The organism is Desulfatitalea tepidiphila (assembly GCF_001293685.1).
Classification (GTDB): domain Bacteria; phylum Desulfobacterota; class Desulfobacteria; order Desulfobacterales; family Desulfosarcinaceae; genus Desulfatitalea; species Desulfatitalea tepidiphila.
Map to the genome: position 1 here is coordinate 748,675 of NZ_BCAG01000001.1, position 21,523 is coordinate 770,197.

Annotated in this window: 15 protein-coding genes; 3 read left to right on the top strand and 12 right to left on the bottom strand. The window is 58.4% G+C overall.

What is annotated here, in order from left to right:
* Window positions 1-241: 241 nt before the first annotated feature.
* Window positions 242-508 (bottom strand): hypothetical protein, encoded by a 267-nt coding sequence (locus tag DFT_RS03250; RefSeq protein ID WP_152971844.1) that lies wholly within the window; start codon window positions 506-508, stop codon window positions 242-244.
* 318 nt (window positions 509-826) lie between these two features.
* Between DFT_RS03250 and DFT_RS03255 the strand changes: the two genes are divergently transcribed.
* Together DFT_RS03255 and DFT_RS03260 are read left to right on the top strand one after the other, a co-directional pair.
* Window positions 827-2,119, top strand: coding sequence for a radical SAM protein (locus DFT_RS03255; protein ID WP_054029786.1), 1,293 nt, complete (start codon window positions 827-829; stop codon window positions 2,117-2,119).
* Between the two features lie 96 nt (window positions 2,120-2,215).
* Complete coding sequence (locus DFT_RS03260) at window positions 2,216-4,672, top strand: glycosyltransferase (protein WP_054029787.1); 2,457 nt, start codon at window positions 2,216-2,218, stop codon at window positions 4,670-4,672.
* A 61-nt stretch (window positions 4,673-4,733) separates the two neighbouring features.
* Here DFT_RS03260 and DFT_RS03265 read toward each other — a convergent pair whose 3' ends face one another.
* The 9 genes from DFT_RS03265 to DFT_RS03305 all read right to left on the bottom strand — a co-directional run bounded on the left by DFT_RS03265 (window position 4,734) and on the right by DFT_RS03305 (window position 16,875).
* Window positions 4,734-6,761 (bottom strand): PilZ domain-containing protein, encoded by a 2,028-nt coding sequence (locus DFT_RS03265; RefSeq protein WP_076750367.1) that lies wholly within the window; start codon window positions 6,759-6,761, stop codon window positions 4,734-4,736.
* Window positions 6,762-7,018: 257 nt separating this feature from the next.
* Complete coding sequence (locus DFT_RS03270) at window positions 7,019-8,005, bottom strand: glucosyl-3-phosphoglycerate synthase (RefSeq protein WP_054029789.1); 987 nt, start codon at window positions 8,003-8,005, stop codon at window positions 7,019-7,021.
* 29 nt (window positions 8,006-8,034) lie between these two features.
* Window positions 8,035-9,192: a M28 family peptidase gene (locus tag DFT_RS03275; RefSeq protein WP_054029790.1), complete on the bottom strand. Its 1,158-nt coding sequence runs from the start codon at window positions 9,190-9,192 to the stop codon at window positions 8,035-8,037.
* Between the two features lie 366 nt (window positions 9,193-9,558).
* Window positions 9,559-11,103: a uroporphyrinogen-III C-methyltransferase gene (gene cobA, locus DFT_RS03280; protein WP_054029791.1), complete on the bottom strand. Its 1,545-nt coding sequence runs from the start codon at window positions 11,101-11,103 to the stop codon at window positions 9,559-9,561.
* A complete protein-coding gene (gene hemC / locus DFT_RS03285; RefSeq protein WP_054029792.1) occupies window positions 11,096-12,025 on the bottom strand; it encodes a hydroxymethylbilane synthase in 930 nt (309 codons plus the stop codon). The genes cobA and hemC overlap by 8 nt, the downstream gene beginning before the upstream one ends.
* Entirely contained in the window at window positions 12,025-12,255 is a 231-nt protein-coding gene (locus tag DFT_RS03290; protein ID WP_054029793.1) for an FmdB family zinc ribbon protein, read from the bottom strand. Before DFT_RS03290 ends, hemC begins: the two co-directional genes overlap by 1 nt.
* 456 nt (window positions 12,256-12,711) lie before the next feature.
* Window positions 12,712-14,040, bottom strand: coding sequence for a tetratricopeptide repeat protein (locus tag DFT_RS03295; RefSeq protein ID WP_054029794.1), 1,329 nt, complete (start codon window positions 14,038-14,040; stop codon window positions 12,712-12,714).
* Entirely contained in the window at window positions 14,040-15,494 is a 1,455-nt protein-coding gene (gene selA, locus DFT_RS03300) for an L-seryl-tRNA(Sec) selenium transferase (RefSeq protein ID WP_054029795.1), read from the bottom strand. Before selA ends, DFT_RS03295 begins: the two co-directional genes overlap by 1 nt.
* Window positions 15,495-15,516: 22 nt before the next feature.
* The gene (locus DFT_RS03305) at window positions 15,517-16,875 is read right to left on the bottom strand and encodes an HDOD domain-containing protein (RefSeq protein ID WP_076750328.1); all 1,359 of its coding nucleotides are present in this window, start codon (window positions 16,873-16,875) and stop codon (window positions 15,517-15,519) included.
* 291 nt (window positions 16,876-17,166) lie between these two features.
* Here DFT_RS03305 and pyrF point away from each other — a divergent pair, with 291 nt between their 5' ends.
* Window positions 17,167-17,910, top strand: a complete 744-nt coding sequence (gene pyrF / locus DFT_RS03310; protein WP_054029797.1) for an orotidine-5'-phosphate decarboxylase — start codon at window positions 17,167-17,169, stop codon at window positions 17,908-17,910.
* Window positions 17,911-18,146: 236 nt separating this feature from the next.
* On the opposite strand, the gene DFT_RS03315 is transcribed toward pyrF, so the two are convergent.
* Window positions 18,147-19,919 (bottom strand): aspartate kinase, encoded by a 1,773-nt coding sequence (locus DFT_RS03315; RefSeq protein ID WP_083453288.1) that lies wholly within the window; start codon window positions 19,917-19,919, stop codon window positions 18,147-18,149.
* Window positions 19,920-19,932: 13 nt separating this feature from the next.
* Window positions 19,933-21,513, bottom strand: coding sequence for a bifunctional ADP-dependent NAD(P)H-hydrate dehydratase/NAD(P)H-hydrate epimerase (locus DFT_RS03320; RefSeq protein WP_054029798.1), 1,581 nt, complete (start codon window positions 21,511-21,513; stop codon window positions 19,933-19,935).
* Window positions 21,514-21,523: the final 10 nt, after the last annotated feature.

The following is a 21,523-nucleotide window of genomic DNA, read 5'->3' on the forward strand; positions in this document are numbered from 1 at the left end:
CGGATCGGTCCGCCTCGGGCCGCAGGCCGACCTTAAAATTATGTTGTGTTTGTATGCGGCTGCGGTGTGGGAATGATGAGAAATGGATGAGTTATTGGTGAGAAGGGACCCGAGTGGCGGCCTGGATAGGGCGCAGTGCGACCACGGAACGGTCCGCTGCGGTCCGGCGAATCACATCGGCGTTCCAGCCAGATTCACTGATGTCGGATAAAGCGTTGCGACCGGAAGGGCGAAACTGTTTTTATTGTTCCAAGCGAGCCCGCTTGAAGGGCTGCAGGTTGAAGTGACGCGTGCGACGGGTTCGAACGCCGTGGCGCATGTAGAGGATAAAATCTTTCAAGTTTTTGATATATTGTATGATGTCTTCACACTCATCGTCGCGGCACGTTTTATAATAGAGACGTTCCACCTCGGTGGCTTCCCTGTCGGCCATGTGGATGATCTCCTGGTACGAGTGGCCCATAGCTTTTTCAAAGAACTCGGCGATACTCAATGATGACGACAACATAGCAACATCTCCCCCAACGGATCGGAGTCACTTCCGGTAGGCCTGTCCATTGGCAATTTTCCCAACGTCTTGATTAGACGACGATTCGGTGATTTCCTCAGAATGTCTGACTCTATACCAAGGCAATGTTAGAAAAATGTTAGGACAGCGTGCCTCCTCACATAAAGCAAACCTGACGCTCATCCGTCCCTAACGATTGCGTACGATGAACGGGACATTAGGATAGGGATTGTGCGCCGATCACATCGACGGGTTCAATCCCTGACGCAATGTCGAAAACAGCGGCGCTCAAGGATGCGCCATTTCAAGGACAATAGTATGCAACAGAATGGCTGGCGCCCGATCGCCAGGCGGATGGCGCAATTGGGCCGTAATCGCATTCCGACCCAATTGGTCATCCAGACCACCAACCACTGCAATGCCACCTGCCCCCAGTGCGGCATGCGCCGCACGGCCCGGTTGCAGCGGTTCACCCTCTCGGATGAGACCATCACGAGAATTTTGGACGGATGCGCGGCGCGAGGGGTCCAGGCCGTTTCGTTTACCGGAGGCGAGCCGCTGATGCTGCTCGATCGCCTGGTCGAATGGATCCGCCACGCCGGACGAGCGGGCATTCCCTATGTCCGTACCGGCACCAATGGCTTTCTCTTTTGCGGGGCCGACCGGCCGGGGTTCAAGGCACGCATCGAACGCCTGGTGCACCGGCTGGCCGCTACGCCCCTGCGAAATTTCTGGATCAGCCTCGATTCCGCCGAACCGGACATTCACGAGCGGATGAGGGGGCTGCCGGGCGTGGTGGCCGGGATCCAAAAGGCCCTGCCGATTTTCCATGCCCACGGCATCTATCCATCGGCCAACCTGGGCCTGAACCGCCAGGTCGGCGGTGAGGACACGGCAAATCTGCGTCCCGACGACTATTCACGACGAGCCGACTATCTCAACGCGTTTTACCATGCGTATGTCAGCGCCCTGGATCGCTTCTATCATTCGGTCAGGAAGTTGGGTTTTACCACGGTCAACACCTGCTACCCCATGAGCATCAGCGCACGCGAACAGGAGACAGGCCTGAGCGCCGTTTATGCCGCCACCACCTCGGAAGATATCGTGCGGTATGCCGCCGACGAGAAGGCCGCCTTGTACAAAGCGCTGCTCGATACGATTCCGCGTCATCGCCATCACCTGCGCATCTTTTCGCCTTTGAGCGCCGTCTCCATGCTGCATCGCGCCTATGACGGCGGTCATGGAGCGGTGCGGGCCGCCGGCTGTCGCGGCGGGGTCGATTTCTTTTTCGTCGACGCAAAAGACGGCGATACCTATCCGTGCGGATACCGCGGCAACGAAAATCTGGGTAAGTTCTGGGAGCTGGATATGAAGGCCCGGCGGCCGGACCGGGATTGCCATCGGTGCGATTGGGAGTGCTTCCGGGACCCGTCTGAACTTTGCGCACCCCTGCTTCAGGCGTTTCATGCCCCCATCCGGCTGGTGCGGACCATGGCAGCGGACAGGGCCTATGCTCGCCTGTGGGCAGGCGATATGCGCTATTATCTGGCCTGCGATCTTTTCGACGGCCGCAAGCCGATGGATACACGACGGCTCAGCCGTTTCAAATAGCGGCCGGCTTATCAAATTCTATCACAGCGCTAATCCTGCCTTAACCATTGCGGCGCTAAAAGCGATGCCATGATGAATCGGAAAAGGAGAGACACCATGCGCATCGATCTGCACGTACATTCCAAATTCTCGAAGAGACCCAGCCAATGGATTTTGAAAAAACTGGGCTGCCCGGAGAGTTTCACCGAACCGTTGCGACTTTACCAGATCGCCAAGAGCCGGGGCATGAGCCATGTGACCATCAGCGATCACAATACCATCGACGGCGCCTTGGAGATCGCCCATCTGGACGATACGTTCATCAGCGAGGAGATCACCACCTATTTTCCCGACAATCAGTGCAAGGTGCACGTGCTCGCCCTCAACATCGACGAGGTCCAGCACCGGGAGATCCAGAAGGTCCGCGAAAATATCTTCGATCTGGCGCGTTACTTACAGGAGCAGAGCATTTTGGCCATCGCGGCCCATCCGCTTTACGCCATCAACGATCGTCTCACCGCCGGGCACTTCGAGAAGATGCTGCTGCTTTTCGAGAACTTCGAGCTCAACGGCGCGCGCAATCCGCGCGAGAACCAGTGTATCCGGGAAGTTGTCGAGCAATTGACCCCCCGGCGCATGGAAGATCTGGCCGATCGTCACGACCTGGCCCCCATGCATGCGAGACCTTGGGAAAAGCGCCTGTGGGGCGGTTCGGACGACCACAGCGCCCTCCATATCGCCAGGACGTTTACCCGGATTACAGGCATCGATTCGCCCCGACACCTATCGGCTGGATTGAAAGACATCGAGACCCAGGTGGTCACCCAGCCGGCCACGCCCCTGACCATGGGACACAACCTATATGGCATCGCCTATCAGTACTACCGAAGCAAATTCAACCTGGGACGCTATGCGGGTAAGGATGTGCTCATGCAGTTTCTCGATCGCAGCCTCCAGGTGGACGAGCATGTCCAGCCGGGTCTCTGGGCCCGTCTCTATCTCCTTTGGCAGCATCGCCGCGAAAAGCGGGCCGGGATACCGGTTTGCGATTCGTTGATGACCCTGCTGCGCTACGAAACCCATCAGCTGATCCACGAGGATCCGGAATTTTACAACACGGATGCCTCATCCAACGATTTCGTTGCGCGCGAAAAGCGATGGTTCGATTTCGTCAATCGGGCATCCAAGGGCGTCATGCTCCATTTCGGCAACCACCTGCTCGATCATCTCTCCGGGGCCAATGTGTTCAACATTTTTTCGACCATCGGTTCGGCAGGGGGGCTGTACACACTGCTGGCGCCCTATTTCGTGGCGTATTCCCAGTTCGCCAAGGACCGGACCTTCAGCGAGGGCATCCGCAGGCAATTCGTTACCTCGACCGATGCAAAGGCCCGGGAAGCATTCCGGTTCGCCCATTTCACCGATACCTTCTATGAGGTCAATGGCGTGGCCCAGACCCTCCAACAGCAGGTGCACTGTGCATTGAAGCATGGCAAAATCTATAAATTGATCACCTGCCATGCGGCGGAGGCAGACATCGATCAGCCCGGTGTTCGCAATTTCACCCCCATCGGGACCTATGAATTGCCCGAATATCCCGAGCAGAAGATTTTTTATCCGCCTTTCCTGGAAATGCTCTCATTCTGCTACGATGAGCAGATCGATCATATCCACCTGGCCACACCGGGGCCGGTGGGCCTGGCCGGTTTGGCCATTGCCAAGATCCTCAAGCTGCCAACCAGCGGCACATACCATACGGCCATTCCCCAGTATGCCCAGGTCCTCACCGGAGACGAAGCCATCGAAGACCTGGCATGGAAATACGTCCTCTGGTTTTACGATCAGCTCGACGTTATTTACGCACCGTCCCAAAGCACCAAAGAGGAATTGTGCGCCAAAGGCCTCGACCCCAGAAAGATCCAGCTCTACCCGCGGGGGATCGATGTCGAACGATTCAATCCGGTCAAGCGCAACGGCATTTTCAAAACGAGGTTTCCACTGCCCGAAGGCACCCGGTTGCTCTATGTCGGCCGGGTCAGCAAGGAGAAGAATTTGCACCTTCTCGCCGAGGCTTTCAGGCGGATGGTCGCAAACGGCGAACCGGTACAGCTGGTCGTGGTCGGCGACGGTCCCTACTTAAAGGAGATGCAGGCCGCAATAAAGGGACTGCCGTGCTGTTTCACCGGATACCTGAGCGGCGAAAGCCTGGCCGCGGTGTATGCCTCGGCCGACCTCTTTGTCTTCCCCAGCAGCACGGATACATTCGGAAATGTGGTCCTCGAAGCCCAGGCATCGGGTCTTCCCGTGGTGGTGAGCGACCAGGGCGGGCCGTGTGAGAATATCATCGATGGCAAGACAGGTCTGGTCTGCAGGGCGGACGACCTGCAGAGCCTCATGGCCGCCATGCGGACCCTGGTGGGGGACCGTCAGCGGCGCCTGGAGATGGGGGCCGAAGCGCGAAAGTACGTAGAGGCGCGTTCCTTTGAAAACGCCTTTCTGCAGTTATGGGAGCTTTACCAATCCCAGGAGCTTCAACAGAATTCGGGTCGGTCGATGGAGTATCACGCCGCCTGAACCTTCCTCTGAGATCCGGCCTTCTTCCATCAGAGGCAATTTCCGCTCGGGCCTGAAATCGCTAATGCTGGATGTATTTCAGCAGGCGTTTCAAAAATCTGAAATAGGGGTCGAGGTTCCGGGTATCGTAGGCCCAGAGCGTGTAGTTCTTTTCCATATCGATGCCGATCTGCTCTGCCGTCTGCAGGGGATATAACAAAATGGGAATCTCACTGCTTTCATAATGGTGAGACAGCTCGTCGACGATCGCCTGAATGATATCCTGCGTCAAGTATCTTCCGTTGATGACAAGGATACTGATGGAATTGGTCAGTTCCGACATGTTCAACCCGAGGTCCGTCACATTGGCCATGATAATCGCGCTGAGTTTATCCCGACAGCGCAAGGCCAGCAGATGGCGCTCACGTTTCAAACCGATACGGTGATAGGTCTCGACCACTCCGCTGCAATCGAAACGTTCCGGACTCAGGTGCAGGGTCTGCAACATCAATCCGCCGGAATGATTCTCGTAAAAGGTCTGCAAGTCTTTCAGGTCTTCTTCTTTTACCGGGGTCAGCTGCCAGCGGCTGGGCAGCGCGGTGTGCGCGCCGGGTTGCTTGCGGTAGTGAAAATAGGCGAACGGATCAAGGGAACAGATTTTGGGGTCACGAATGTTGCGGGCCGCTCCGCCGAAGACATGGTAGGGAAACTTGTTGTCCGGTCGGAAGTAACAAAACACGTAATCCATATGCATGGAATAGAGCCGATGGGACTCGTTGATGAACCTGCCGCTCTGATTGAGAACGATCAATCCGCCCCGGTTGCCGGCACTTCGTATGGCCGCGTGGTGGTGCTGCATCCACGAAGATTCGTAGAAGCGCACGGTGGCGGTATGCGCCAGGATGCGGCCGTCTTTCTGGTAGATGAAGTGGCTGGCCACACTCGGGTTTTGATTATAGAGCTTTTCGTAAGTGGCTTTTATTTTTTCCTTGTTGGCCTGGATGAATTCATACTTTTCCGGATAAATGAAACCGGTTTCAAAGAAGAAATCCCATAAGGCCTCCATATCCACCTTTTTGCAGACATAGGCATGCGCATCGGTGGCCTGGTGCATCAACCCCAGCAGCCGGATATGATCTTCGACGGCCATGTCCAGAATCGTCAGGCCCGAGAGCACCACGGGATGTCGGGCACCGTTCTGGGCCAGGCAATAGACGACCTGGGCGATACAGTGCAAGGTGCTGCCGTCGCTGAAGATCAAGTTCATGTCCGGGATGATGAGCCCCGGCAGGAGAACGGTGGAGGACGCATCTTCTTCCACAGAGAAACCGGAGCCTGAGATGTCATGAACTTTCAAATCGATGGTTTTGCCGAACAGCGGGTGTTCGAAGGAGACGTCCGGTGGGGGCGTCAACTGATGCCGGGTGCTGCGAAACTCCCGGCACTGAAAACGACGCATCTGACGCTGCATCGGCTCCAAGGTAAAATGGCGGGTATCCACCCCTCCGTCGTGACGGACGATACGGCATTCGCCCGAGTAAAGCGTTCGATTGTTCTTTGTGAAGACGATGGTGACCGGCAGATCGACTTCGATCCACCCGAAGGTTTGGGGCGGGGTGGTGGTGACGCTGACCCGAAATTGTGCGGCGCCGTAATCCAACAGACTGCCGTAATAAGTTGCGCCGTTTTGGAATAGATAGGCCGCTACCTGGCGGCATTGATGGCGATGAATTTTCCGCGTGCTGATTTCGATGCAGGTTTCCGGCAGCGTCAGAATGATCTGGCGTTCGTTGATGGCGTTGACCTGTGCCTGCACCTTGATCAGTTGCTGGCCCTTGGACACGTGCAGGCACTGAAAGCGGTAGGACTCGGCGAGCACGTCGAAATCGATTTCCTTATCCCACCGGCACACCAGGCGGGCGCCCTGGCAGGGCAGCGGATAGGCTTGAAGCGTCAGGGTCCTCGGGTATTCGCGGTGTTGAAAAACGACGCTCAGGGCCCGGTCCTGAAAATTGAGACTGTTCAGTTTGTTGATCAGTTGCCGACGGCTGATCTGTTTTTCGGGCAGAGACGCATCGAAGGGGTCGTCAAAAAAGTCTGGTCGCGCCACTTGGCGATTTTCTTCACGATCGGCTTCTCTATCTGGCGGGAGAGATGGGATTGATTCAACGATCCGCTCCATGGACAACCTCGTCATTTCAACTTCGGATCACTGGAAGCGCAGGAAAACCCCAGCATCACTTCAGTGCACAGTCAAACTCGACCCACTGATAGGCCCCATTGTCACATTTTTACTTTTATCAAGGATATTTAACACACTCTCTGCCGTGAGGCAAGCCGATAATCGCTCGATTTAGTGACCATTTTTTAGCGAGCCGCCCCTGGCGGATGGTGTTTTGCACGGTATTCGGGCAGCTCGATGATCGGTGGTCGTTCAACCCCCTTGATTTGCACGATGTCCGGCTCGATGGCCCCCTTTACGAGACGATATTGAATCATCTCGTCGTGCAGTTCCTCTTTCAGATCGATCATGCCCAAGGAGATTTTACGGTTGATGAAGGTCTTCAGGATGGCGAAGGCCATCTTTCCGAGCGCCTTTGTGTCCTGGTTGCGGTGGATACGCTTTTCCAGATCGACTTGCGCCATGATCTCCAAACCCCATTTTTCGTAGATGTCCAGTATCATGCTGGTTTCAACGCCATATCCAATGGGAAAGGGAAGCTGTTCGAATACTTCCCGGAATCCGGCGTACTCTCCGGAAAGCGGCTGAAGAATTTGGGTCAGTTCAGGGAAGAACAAGGAGAAGAGCGGTCGAATGACGAGTTCGGTCACCCTGCCGCCGCCGGTCGGCCGGACTGTTTTGTCCACCGATGCGATGGGACGGTCGTAGAACGCCTTGGTGTATTTGATATGATCATGCACCAGGAGCGGCCCTATGAGTCCATATGCGAAACGGTGGTGAATGTTTTTAATGTCGGCATCCAGATAGACGATGATATCTCCCTGGGTGACGTAAAGGGCCCGCCAGAGGTTCTCGCCTTTACCGGTGTAGGGCGGCAGGTGCGGCAGGATATCGGCGGCCCGGTAGACATCGGCGCCGTAGGCACGCGCGATATCTCGGGTGTCGTCCGTGGAGCCCGAATCCACGACGACGATTTCATCGAGCAGCGGATGGCGCGACATCAATTCGGACTTGAAAATGACGATCTCCTTGGCAATGGTTTTTTCTTCGTTGAGTGTCGGCAGACACAAGGAGATCTTCAACCCTTTGTGTCGTTTGAGCGCGACAAGTTGGTTCAGGTCGCAAAAATCCTTGTGATGGAAGGTGTTGGTTTTGATCCAGGTGTGTTGCATATACTTCTCTCGATGAATTCTCCGGCACTCTATGCGTCGCACACACCAGCGTCGATGGCCATGATCGCGCCGAGAATATGGGCGATCCCCTTGAACATGGGTTCGATCTGCATGGTCGCATCTGTCTGCTGGTAGCCTTCGCCGTGGCTGACACCGAGGGTGACGGCCGGGATCTGGCGTGATAAAAAGATGGAAAGCTCGGATTCGCTGGGCTCGCTGAAAGGTTCCAACTCCAGGGTTTTCATGATGCCCACGACGGCTTTTACCAACGGATGGTTGTACCTGAGGCTGGCCGCTCGTTGGTTGCTGACTCTTTCCAGAATCAGCTCCACCTCGTATTCATGGCGCAGTCCGTCGATGATATCACGGATGTCGCCGTATATCTCCTTGACCATGGTGTCCGCATCGCTTCTAATCTCCAGTCCGAGGGTGGCTTCGTGAGCGATCTGACCGTGTTTCAGGCCGCCCTGGATGGTGCCGAAGATGATTTTGGTCCTTGGTTTCAGCGGCAGGCGCAGGGCCATGATCTGGTTGATCACCTCGTTGAGAATCAAGATCGCATTGGGAAAGAACCGTTGGGAACGTTCCTGGGCCGGATCCACATGGCAGGTTATCTCGCATCGGATCATGCCGTCCGAGTAGTAATTTAAGCGGCCCAATTCGCCGCTTTCGACGCAGACCGCACCGCGGATGGGGGTCGACCAGGATTTGAGCAAGTGGCGGATGCCTCGCAGGTTGCCTTTGCCGATGGATTGGATGACACCGGCCAGAATGATGTCCGACTCGAAGTGGAGATCAAGTTTGCGAAAGATTTCAGGCAGGGAAAGGAGAACACCGACGCCCAGGGCGTTGTCCAGTACACCCGCACCGGTGATGGTATTTTTGCCGACCGTGTAGTGATGATCCACCTCTTTGCCGAAAGGCGAGTCCATGTGGGCCACGACAAAGATGGGCGGCTGGCTGCGGGAGCTGCCCTGAATGATCCCGATGGGGTTGAAAAACTCATCGGTGGTGCATTCGTCGACGCCAAACTCCGAGAGGCGTTCGAGAAACAGGTCGACCCTGGCCTGCTCCTCAAAGGTGGGGGCGGGCACCTGGCCGACGAGGACGGTATTGGTGATAATGGTATCCATCATCGTGCGCAACACGTCGACGAATTCGGGCAGTTTGTCCGTATAGGCATGCATGGCTTCTCCAAGCCTGTAATAGTGCTCTGGTTTGGCTATGAAACCGTTACGCGGCGGCCTGGGGAAAGGGGCCGCCCGAGGTGTCGGTTCGAGACGAAGTCGGATCGTAAGGGTTGTTTAAAAATATAATTTAACGGTGGGCAGGGTCAACCCGTTTTAATTCATTACAGGGTTTCTAATTGAATGTTATTCATTAAACCGGCACTACACCGCATGGCTCACGTGGCCCTGGCCACCTGCTCCACCCACGCCTGCCATCTCCGTTGCGATGTGAATTTTTTTATCAATCGCCTTGTGGTAAGCGTGCCCTCCACGGTGAATAGCATTCAGTTGGAACTGCTGAATCCATTAAAGGATTCGAACCGCCTAAGCCGTCTTCGCTGAATGATAATAGTGCAGGATGGCGTCGCTCAGGCCTTCGATGGTGAAGACCGGGGCGACGAGATCGACGCGGAACCCGAGCCGTTTGGCCGTGTCAGCTGTGATGTCGCCGATGCAGGCCACGGCCACCTTTTCCAGAACGGCTGGATCGAGCCCTTCGGGCAGCAAGGCTTTGAAGTTCCTGACCGTGGAAGAGCTGGTGAAGGTGACCATGTCGACGTTCCCCGCCTCGAGTGCCTCCAAAAGAAGGGGAGCATTTTCGGTGGATTGCACGGTTCGGTAGACCGCGATTTCATCCACCACGGCGCCCATGGCGGTCAGGGATTCGGGCAGCACGGTGCGGGCTTCCATGGCGCGCGGCAATAGGATCCGTTGGCCGTCGATCGGCTGTCGGGAAAAGGCCTCCACCACCGACTCGGCCTGATACGTGTCGGGTAGAATATCGGTGGTCAGGCCGTATCGCCGAAGTCGTTGGGCGGTCGCCGGCCCGATCGCGGCCGTGCGCAGGTGACCCAGTACACGGACATCCCGGCCGGTTTCGAAGAGACGCTGGAAAAAAGCGTCGACGCCGTTGACGCTGGTAAAGACCAGCCAGCCATATTGCGCCAGTCGTTCCAAGGCCGCATCCAATGCTGTCCAGCTTTCCGGAGGCACCACCTGGATGGTGGGGCATTCGATACAGTCGGCACCCAGATCGTTCAGCCGCTGCACCAGGTCGCTGGCCTGGGCCCGGGCGCGCGTGACGACGATTCTTTTTCCCAAAAGCGGCCGTTTTTCGAACCATTGCAGCGTCTCGCGCAGACGCACCACCTGGCCGACGACGATGATGGCCGGGGCCTTCATGCCGGCAGCGCGCGCCCGTTCGACGATATCGTCCAAGGTGCCGGTAACGGTGCGCTGACGGGTGGTGCTGCCCCACCGCACCAGCGCAACCGGGGTGTCGGCCGGCCGGCCGTGCCGGCGCAGCTGCGCCACGATATGGGGCAGGTTCTTGACGCCCATCAGAAAAACCAGGGTGCCGATCCCTTTTGCCAGGGACGGCCAGTCGATGTCGGAACCGGACTTGGTGGGATCTTCATGGCCGGTCACAAAGGCCACGGTGCTGGTAAACTGGCGGTGGGTCAAGGGAATGCCCGCATAGGCCGGCGCGGCGATGGCCGAGGTGACGCCGGGCACGATTTCGAAATCGATGCCCGCGGCCTGAAGCACTTCGGCCTCTTCACCGCCACGGCCGAAGATGAAGGGGTCGCCGCCCTTCAGCCGGGTGACCACGCGGCCGGACTGCGCTTTTTCCACCAGAAGGGCGTTGATGCCCTCCTGGGCGAGGGTGTGGTCCCCGCCTTTTTTGCCTACATAGATGCACTCGCAATCCGGACGGGCATGGGCCAGCAAGGTCCTGGCCGCCAGGTAGTCGTAGATCAGCACATCGGCGTGGGCGATGCACCGTTGACCTTTGAGTGTCAGCAGTTCCGGATCACCAGGGCCTGCACCGACGAGGTAGACCTTTCCGGATTGGGCGTTGTCAGCCATGGGATTGCAAACTTTCCAAAATATGGTCCGCGCCATTGGCCAGGAGATCTTCGGCCAGGGCGCGCCCCAGTTGCTCCGCGATTTCGACCGGACCGGAGCGCGTGTTTTTGATGATGCGGCGGCCATCGACATCGGCCACCAACCCGCAGAGATCGACCCGGCTGCCGTCGGTCGTCGCATGGCCGGCAATGGGAACCTGGCAGCCGCCTTCCAGGCGCTTCAAGAAAGCGCGTTCGGCCCGCACGGCATGGTGCGTGTCCGCATGGTCGAGTTTGACCACGATCGGCCCCACACGGGGATCGTCATCGCGCGTCTCGATACACAGGGCGCCCTGGCCAACGGCCGGCAGCATTTCTTCGGAATTCAAATATCGGGTAATCCGTTCCCCCAGGCCGAGCCGCAGCAGCCCCGCCGCTGCCAGGACGATGGCGTCCAGGTCCGTGGTTTCCAGCTTTTTCAGACGCGTGTCCAGGTTGCCGCGCAAGGGTACGATGGTCAGGTCCGGCCGCTGGTGTTTGAGTTGGGCGGCCCGACGCAAGCTGCTGGTGCCCAACCGGGCGCCATCGGGCAGATCGTGCAGGGCTGCATGTCGCACGGAGACGAAGGCGTCGTGAGCATTTTCCCTGGCCGGAATCGCACCAATAACAAGTCCCGCCGGCAATTCGGCGGGCATATCCTTCATGCTGTGCACGGCCAGGTCGATCCGGTTCTCCAGGAGGGCCTCCTCGATCTCTTTGACGAAAAGCCCCTTGCCTCCGACCTGGGCCAGCGGCACGTCGAGAATCTTGTCGCCCTGGGTTTTGATGATGACCAGCTCTACGGTGATGTCCGGCTGGTCGCGGGTAATGGCCGCCTGGACCCAGCGCGCCTGCCAAAGTGCCAGCTGGCTCCCGCGGGTCCCGATACGCAGGGAGGATTTCATCAGTGGCCGCAACCTGCGCAGCTCGAGGCCGAACAACCGCTGCAGGAGGAGGCCGAGGCCGAGGAGGTGATCGTCTGGCCGCCGGCACCTTTGGACACGAACCCGCAACAGGACATCAGGCGGCACACCTCTTTGCTTTCACATTCCGGGCATGCCGGGCAATCCTGGCCGATCACCAGCTGTTCAAATTCGTGGCCGCATTTTTTACATCGATATTCATAAATTGGCATCAGAAATACTCCTTGGTGGAAATTCGGCCGCGATCGTCTGCAACCCCTTCCCAGATATTTATCGTATTCGGATAATGAGCCGAAAACCCACCATCTATAACTATTGTCCGGTCAAAATGCAAGCCGGGGGAAAAACGGAACGGGATTATAACTGAACTTGGTTCATTAGACCCGGCGCGGGTGAAACAGGTGGCCGATGCCACACGCCAAGCGGTCAAGTGCCGGTAAAATGCACGGCGGGCGGCCCAGAAACTCGCTGCGCTCAAACAGTCTGGGCCGCTTGTCCGCCGTTTGCATTCAACCGGCACTAGGACCGCAGGCTCACGTGGTCTAGGCCACCTGCTCCACCCGCGCCTGCCATCTTCGTTGCCATGGGATTTCTTTTATCAAAAAACGTTTGGAAAGCGCACCTTTCAAGGTGAATCGCATTCAGTTAGAATTGCTGACAACGGAAGATCAGGCACACCGTTGCTTTTTGGACGCCGGAGTTTCCATTTGAGCTTGAACGTGAGCGATCTGTTCCGTGCTGTCTTGCCCTAAGGCGGCCGCGGATCGATATTCCGAAAGCGCCTGGTCCAGTCGATCGTGTTTCTGGTAGAGTTCGGCCAGACGCATCCTGAATTCACCGTTTTCAGGTGCCAGGGCAACGCTCTGACGGGCAAAGGTCAGGCTGATCTCCGGATTTTCACCTTTGAGGTCATAGAGAACGGCCAGTCGGGATAGGGCTGTCGCATCGTTGGGGTTGATTTTGACCGCCCGCTTGAATGCGTCGATCGCCTGCTTGATATGGTCCAGGCCATGCAGACACTGCCCCAGGTAACTCCAGGCCGGTGCCGAGGTGTTGTTGAGCGACAGCGCCTTTTCCAGGTAGGGCTTGGCCTCGCCATAGGCATGATGTTCGGTGAGCAATTTGCCGATCTGAAAGGCAATGTCGAAGGTGCGGTCGTCCAGGGCGTAGGCGTTTTGAAAATGGGCCAGGGCCTGTTCATCTGCTTTGCGGAGCAGGTCCAGTACCCCGAGGTTGTAGGCGGCCATGGCCTCTTTGGGATCGATCGCCAGGGCCTTTTCAAAACAGGCGGCGGCCTCCTCGATCTCCCCTGTCTGTGCCAGGCACACGCCCAGGCTGTTATAGACATTGACATCATCGGCGTCCAGCCGCAGGGCCGCGCGGTATTCGGCCATGGCTTCGGACACCTTCCCAGTCTGGTAAAAATGATCGCCGCTGATGTTCAGGCTGACTGCATCGAAAACGACGGTGCTGGCGGGGCCGAAGAAGGCGGCGTGATCCAGGGCCTTGCAGGCATTTTCAAAAGCCGCCTCGCGGCTGAAATCGTCGAGGGGAAACTCTGAGAGACCGATGGACACGGTGGCCAGCAGGGTTTCGTCCAGCTTGTGTTGGATCTGTTGCGCAATTCGGCCGGCCGTTGATGCATCGGCATCTTTTATCGCGCAGCCGTAAAGGGTGGCGCCCCAACGAAACCAGTGCATGGCGCGGCCTTGAGCGAGGGCGGTCAGGGATTCCTGGATCGCGCTGTGCAAGGACTGATTATCGTTGTTCTCATCGGCGCGGTCGAAATGAATGGCCATTGCCGCAAAGCGCTCCCACGAAGCCGTCTTGGACAGGAAATCTGCCTCAAGGGGCGGCGGCGGAAATAGGGCGTCGGTATGGGGCGGCTCCCCGGCCGCAGTTGATTTGATGCGGGCGGTCAGCGCGGTTTCCGGTTCCATGCGCAGGAGGGCATGAATATCGGTCGATTGGCCTTGTTGGATCGGTGGGCATGCCATCAATGATCTCCATGGGAATTCGTTTGGGTCGTGGTGCTGTGGGTTAACAGGTGTTCGAAGGCATCTACGATGAGTTGAAGCTCATCGTCCCGGAGGGTTCGGGGGTCCAGGATGAATCGGTCATTTTCGATCCGCCCGATGATGGGCGGCGTGTTGGCCCGCAGATGGGATTCGATCCGGCTGGCCGAGAGACCCTGAACGCGAACGGCCAGGCCGCAACTGGGCAGGTCCAGCAGGGGCAGCGCGCCGCCGCCGGCCCGTGAGGAGAGGTCGATCGGTTCGACAGCCAATCGATCCCCCGGGAGAGCACGCAGGCCTTCTGCCAGGCGATTGGCGCGCCCCTCGAGTTCCGGGCGCCGGGCGAAAAGCATTCTCAGGGTCGGGATTCGGGATACAGCCTGGCGTTCGTCCCGGTATAAACGCAACGTTGCCTCCAGGGCCGCCAGGGTCATCTTGTCGATGCGCAGGGCGCGGGTCAGCGGATTGGTCTTGATGCGGTCGAGAAAGGCGGTTTTGCCGACGATGAGGCCGGCCTGGGGTCCGCCGAGCAGTTTGTCGCCGCTGAAGGTCACCACATCGATGCCGGCGGCCACCGAGGCCTGCACCGTGGGCTCGGCGGTCAGGCCGTAGCGCGTCAGATCGATCAAATTCCCGCTGCCCAGGTCTTCCATCACCGGCAGGTTGAATTGCCTGCCCAGGGTGACCATCTGTTCGAGAGTTACGGCGGCCGTAAATCCGACGATACTGTAATTGCTGGTGTGGACCTTGAGCAGCAATCCGGTATCGTTGGAGATGGCCTGCTGGTAATCCCGAAGATGCGTGCGGTTGGTCGTGCCCACCTCCTTGAGGATGGCGCCGCTTCTGGCCATCACGTCGGGAATCCGGAACGATCCGCCGATCTCCACCAGTTCTCCCCGGGAGATGATCACCTCCTTGCCCCGCGCCATGGTATCGAGGCAAAGCAGTACCGCGGCCGCGTTGTTGTTGACCGCCATGGCCGCTTCGGCGCCGCTCAATTCACACAGCAAATCTTCGACCGCACTGTAGCGGGAACCCCGCCGACCGGCTTTCAGGTCGAATTCGAGGTTGGAATAGCAGGAGGCAATTTGGACCAGGTGGTCGATCGCTTCCCGGGCCAGGCACGAGCGTCCCAGATTGGTGTGCACGACGACACCGGTGGCGTTGACGGTCCGCTTCAAATTATAGGCCTGTACGACGGATGCTTTTTGGACAATCCGGGCGATCATATCGAACGAGTCATCCCATCGATCGTCGGCGGTGGCGGGCTGTTCCAGGATCTGCCGGCGCAACTCGGCCAGTGTCTCCCTGATGGCACGGACCAGCACCGATTTGGGAAGGGGTTGAAGACGGGGGTCATTTTCCGCCAGGTGGATCAGATGATCGACTCCCGGCAGGCGGCGCAGCAACTCTTGCTGTTTTTCACTGATGGACATGGGTGTATCGGTAACTCCCCTTTTATGCGGCCTTGACGCAGGCTTCCACGGCGTCGTTAAAAACAGTGCTCGGAATCAGGTCGACCAGATCTGCGAAATTTCCGGTACTCAAGTCGAGTCGGGCCATGAGGGTCGACAGCGTTCGGGTATCGATCCGTTCGATTTCTATGCCGATCTGGAACCGTGACAGGAGCAGATCGGCCAGGTAGACCACGATGGTCAACAGGGCATGGGGACTCGCCTTGTCCGGGTCATGATGATAACGCACCGCATGCGTCAGAGATTCAGGTAAAGACCATTGCTCGGCCAGCATCCAGCCCACCTGAGTGTGGTCGATGCCGAAAACGCGCTTTTCGATGTCCAGCACATTTTGATGACCTTCCATGGCTTGACGGTAAAAGAGCGGATACATGGGAGCGATATATTGGTCGAGGACCACTTTGCCGATGTCATGCAGCAATCCGGCGGTATACGCCTTTTGGGGCGTTACCTTTTGGGTCTTTTTGGCCAGCGCCTCGGCCACCTGGGCACAACCGACCGCGTGATGGTAGAGGCCGCCCTTGCACAATGAATACCCCATGGACGATTGTTCGAAAAAGCTTTGAACTGCAGCCGACAGGATCAATTTGACCAACTGGTCCTGGCCCAGAAAGACCAACGCGTGGTCGAGAGACTCGATGTTCTTCTTTTTGGTGAACAGGGCCGAATTGGCCAGGCCGAGGGTTCGCGCCGTGATGACCTGATCCTTGCGAATCTCTTCGGCGATCTGTTCGATACCCTGGGTGCCCTCGTCGATCATGCGCAGCACCTTCAGGGCCACCTGTGGAATCGGCTGCAAATGTTCGGCCGCCGCCTTGATTTCGGCCACGGTGGGTACATGAACCTTTTCATCCCATACCAATTTGGCCTGGCCCGCCGGCTCGATGGTGCAATTGCCGTTGGCCATGTCCAGACTCATGCAACAGGTGAAAAAGCCGCCGGTTTCCGATCGCAGGATGTCGATCTTCAGCTTTTCCACGATGTCGCGGGTTTTTTCCGCGGTGCGGCCGCCGATATCCAGGGCGAGGTCCTGATCGCTCAGCGGCCCCACCAGTGCGCCACCGGCGATAGTGGCAATTATGGCTTCCCTTTTGGCGCCCATTTTCAGGACTGCGTCGACGAGCATCGGAACGCCGGTGGAGGCATATTTTTCAGGTTGGGCCATACTTGACACAGATACCGGTTCGGGCAGCAGCAAGTGAATCATGCCTCCGATGCCGGTCTCTTTGCAGTAGAGTGCAAGACCGACACAGGTGCCCAGATAGGCCTGCAGGAGCAACGGCTTCGATGCACTGGTGTAAAAGCTCCCCGCAGCTACATGGTATCGCTGTGACGTTGTCATCGATGGGTTCAACCTTCAAGGATTCAAGACCGCCACATGGGGTGACGGTCATGGCTGGATGGACACTCAATATAAAAATGCTTTGAAGTTCAACCGTTAAATTGCTAATTATCACAATTTCGATTGAATATTCAATTTTTTTTAGCCGTTGCGCAGGGTTGCCGGCCTTGCCGACCGGCCCGGCCGCCATCGGTGGGCGTTTCAAATCGACCGTGATCGACTTTTCGTCTTCCCTGATGTACGGGGCCCGGATCCGAAAAGGGCATTGAACGGCAGAAAGATGCTTGGTCGATGAAAAAAGGTAAGGAACGTATCGTATTTCCCCTGGATGTGCCCACGGCCGCCGATGCCAAAAAACTGGTGTCGCGATTGCGTGGACACGTGGGCATGTTCAAGGTCGGATTGGAGTTGTTCATCAGCAGTGGCCCGGCCCTGGTCGATTGGTTGACGAACCGTGCGGGTGTCGCTGTTTTTCTGGATTTGAAGCTGCACGATATTCCCACCACGGTGGAACGCGCCATGGCGCGCATCGCCGCGATGGGTGTGGAGTTGGCCACGGTGCACTGTGGCGAAAGTCTCTCCATGCTCGAGGCGGCCGTGCGGGGAAGCCGGGGCAAAGTGGACGTGTTGGGCGTGACGCTATTGACCAGCGTCTCTTCCGAGGATTTACGTGGGGCCGGGTATCGCGGGGAGTTGGCCGATGACAGTCGGCGAATGGTGATGTTCAAGGCCGAGATGGCCAGAGCCGCCGGTTGCGCCGGTGTGGTGTGTTCCGGCCTTGAAGCCGCCGAGATCAAATCCCGGCTCGGCGAAGGCTTTCTGGCGGTGACGCCCGGGATTCGGCCGGATTGGGGATCGGGTGCCGCGGACGATCAACGGCGTGTGGTGACCCCGGCCATGGCCGTCGCCCGGGGGGCCGATTATATCGTCGTGGGGCGTCCCATCAGGGATGCGGACGATCCGGTGGCAGCGGCTCAACGCATTGGCGAGGAGATCGATGCCACGCTGGCCGCGATGGCGGACAAGCGCCTATAGCGCCCATCCACAAATGGCCAACTTACCCGATATCCGAGTTGCGCGGAAAATCTAATCCAGGGAGACTGTCATGGGAGTGTCACGTAGCGCCACACCCCCAGTCCGGCAATGACCAGACCCACCAGCAAGACCAGTAACAATTGATCGGGACTGAATCGGGGCACCTTCATTGGACGGCCGAGCGTTTGCGGTTTTTGGTCAAATCGTTCCTTATAAGTCGTTTCCGGACGCCACCGTCACACCTGCGTCTCTTCATCATCGAGGCCGAAGGCGGTGTGCAGCACGCGCACGGCCAGTTCCGTGTATTTCTCTTCGATCACGCAGGAGATGCGGATTTCTGAGGTGCTGATCATCAGGATGTTGATGTTCTCCCGGGCCAGGGTGTTGAACATCACCGAGGCGACGCCGGAATGGTTTTTCATGCCGACTCCGATGGCCGAGACCATGGCGATGTCGGTATCGCCCATCACCTCTTCGGCGCCGATCTCCCCGGCCACTTTCTGGGTAATCTGCATCGTGCGCTTGAAATCCACCTTGGGCACCGTGAAGGTCATGTCGGTTTTTCCGCCCTGGCGGGTGTTCTGTATGATCATGTCCACGACGATGCCTTCCTCGGATATGGGGGAGAAGATTTTCGCCGCGATCCCAGGCTGATCAGGGACCTTGGTGATGGTTATGCGGGCCTGATTCTTGTCGTGCGACACAGCGGACACCAACAACTGCTCCATGCCCGAATCTTCATTGACCACCATGGTACCTTCCTCCTCACTGAAAGATGAACGAACATGCACGGGAATATCATATTTTTTGGCAAATCCCACTGAACGGATCTGCAGTACTTTTGCCCCCAGGCTGGCCATGTTGAGCATTTCGTCATAGGAGATCGATTTGAGCTTGCGCGCTTTAGGGCAGATGTTGGGATCGGCGGTGTAGATGCCGTCCACATCGGTATAAATTTCGCAAACGTCCGCCTTGACGGCTGCGGCAATGGCAACGGCCGAAGTGTCCGAGCCGCCTCGGCCGAGGGTCGTGATGTTACCCTTGATGTCATACCCCTGAAAACCGGCCACCACCACGATCGTGTGTCTATCGATCAGTTTGCGTAATGGCTTGGCACCGATCTCTATGATGCGTGCGTTACCGTAAGCGGAGTCGGTGACCACATCGGCCTGGTGACCCAACATGGATTGCGCCTGGTACCCTTTGGCCCTGAGCATCATGGCCAGAAGGGCCGCCGTGGTCTGTTCCCCGGTAGCCAGCAGGACATCCATCTCCCGCTTGTCCGGTTCCTCGACGGCTTGATGGGCCAGGGCGATCAAGCCGTCGGTGACGCCGGCCATGGCCGACAGGATGACGATCACGTCGTTGCCCTGGTCGTAGGTCCTGGCAACCCGACGTGCCACATTGCTGATCCGCTCGATGTTGGCCACCGAGGTGCCGCCGTATTTCTGAACGACTAACGCCATACGCTTTCCTTTTAGACGTTGTATTGATGGGGGGTTACACCGAAACGCCGGTGTCCTGAGACCGGTCGGGCTCCAATTTTCGAGCGTCTCCCTTATCAAATTGTCGGTTTCAAGTCCATATCCAATTAGGCGGATCCGGCGGGTTTCGTCGTCCCGGGTCAGCAATTCGATCTTCAGCGAGATGTCGGGCCATTCGCTTTCATCCAGTCGCTCTTCCCATTCCACGGCCAGGACGCTCGGTGTATCGAACAGCTCGCCGAGACCCAGGGATTCGGCGTCCACCCCGGCTTCGAGGCGGTACAGATCGGCGTGGTAGAACCGCATGCGTCCGGGGTATTCGTTGATCAGCGTGTAGGTCGGGCTGGTAATGTCGTATCCCTCGGGCACGGCCAGTCCACGCGCCAGCCCCTGGACGAGGCAGGTCTTGCCACTGCCCAGGTCGCCGTTGAGTCGGATGGTCAGGCCATGTCGAATCCGCTGACCCAGAGCGCAACCGAAATCCCGGGTCTCTTCCGGTGAATGGGTGACGATGTCCCATTTCATGGCGGCAGGCGCCTTACAACCAGGGGCCGTTGACGATGGGCGGCATGGGATCGTCGAGGGCAGTTTGGATGGCCCGGGGCAGGGCGTTCATGACATCCGTGGCCAGGAACCCCTGCCGGGCATCGGCGGCCAGCAAATCGGCCGCCAACCCGTGAAGATAAACCGCGGAGATGGCGGCGTCCAGGGGAGCGCACCCCTGGGACAGCAGTCCGGCGGCGGCGCCCGTGAGGACGTCTCCCATGCCGCCGCTGGCCATACCCGGGTTGCCCGTGGGGTTGATCCACACCACGCCGTCGGGATCGGCGATAACGGTACGGGCGCCTTTTAAAACGACATGGATGCGGCATTGCACGGCCAGATCGCGTGCGGCACCGATGCGGTCCGCTTGAACCCGGGCCGGTGTGGTTCCGATCAACCGTGCCATTTCACCCGGGTGGGGCGTGAGGATGGTCGCTGCGTCACGTTCTTTTAATAGTTCCAGGTGGCCCACCAGATGGTTGAGGCCGTCGGCATCGACGACCATGGGAAGGGGCACGTGCCGCACCATGCGATGGACCAGAGCCCGGGTTTCGGGGTCGGTTCCGAGGCCGGGGCCGATGGCGATGGAACGCATGTTTTTTGATATGTCCACAATGGCGTCGAAGGCCGCTTCGGTCAGGGCGCCGCCACTGTTGTCGGGCAGCGGCAGGGTCATGGCCTCGATCACCATGGTCTCCAAGAGCGGGTTGAGCCGTTGGGGTATTCCCAGAGTGACCAGCCCGGCGCCGGCCCGCAGGGCGGAAGTGGCGGCCATGGCCGCCGCGCCGGTCTTGCCCGGGGAGGCGGCGACGACCAATGCATGGCCGGTGTCGCCCTTGTGACAGTCGGGTCGACGCCGGGGAAGGATCGTTTGAACGAGATCGCCCGTCACCAGATGATGGCGCGGGGTGCTTCTGTCGGCGACTTTCTTCGGGATACCGATATCGATGATGTCCACCACGCCGCAGGCGCTCTGTCCGGCTTGGATGACGTGGCCGATTTTGGCAAAGCCGAAGGTGGCCGTGGCCGCGGCACGAATGCAGATACCGCAGGGCTGGCCGGTGTCGGCGTGAAGACCCGATGGCACGTCCACCGCGAACACGGGGCGGTTCAGGCTGTTGATGAAGTCGATCACCGAACGGAAATAATCCCGCACTTCGGCGTTCAGGCCGGTGCCGAAGATCGCGTCGATCCAGTAATGGATGTGGCGCATGCGACGCTGATGAGCGGCCAAGGCGGCGTCATCCGGCATCTCGATGACGGGAACCCCTAGATCCTGCAGCAACGCGAGGTTGGTTTGGGCATCGCCGCCGACGCGGTCACGCGAGGCCAGCAAAAACACCTCTACCTCGATGTCTCGCTGGGCGAGATGACGCGCCATGACGAAGCCGTCACCGCCATTGTTGCCCCTTCCAGCCACGACCCCGACCCGGCCCCTGGCACGGTAGATCCGTTCGAGAAAACAGCGGGTGGCGCCACGGCCGGCGCTTTCCATCAACAATCGGCCGGGAATGCCGATCTCATCGATGGTCAGGCGATCCATGGTTTGCATCTCAGCCGCTGTTAAAATTCGCATGGGAGCCCTC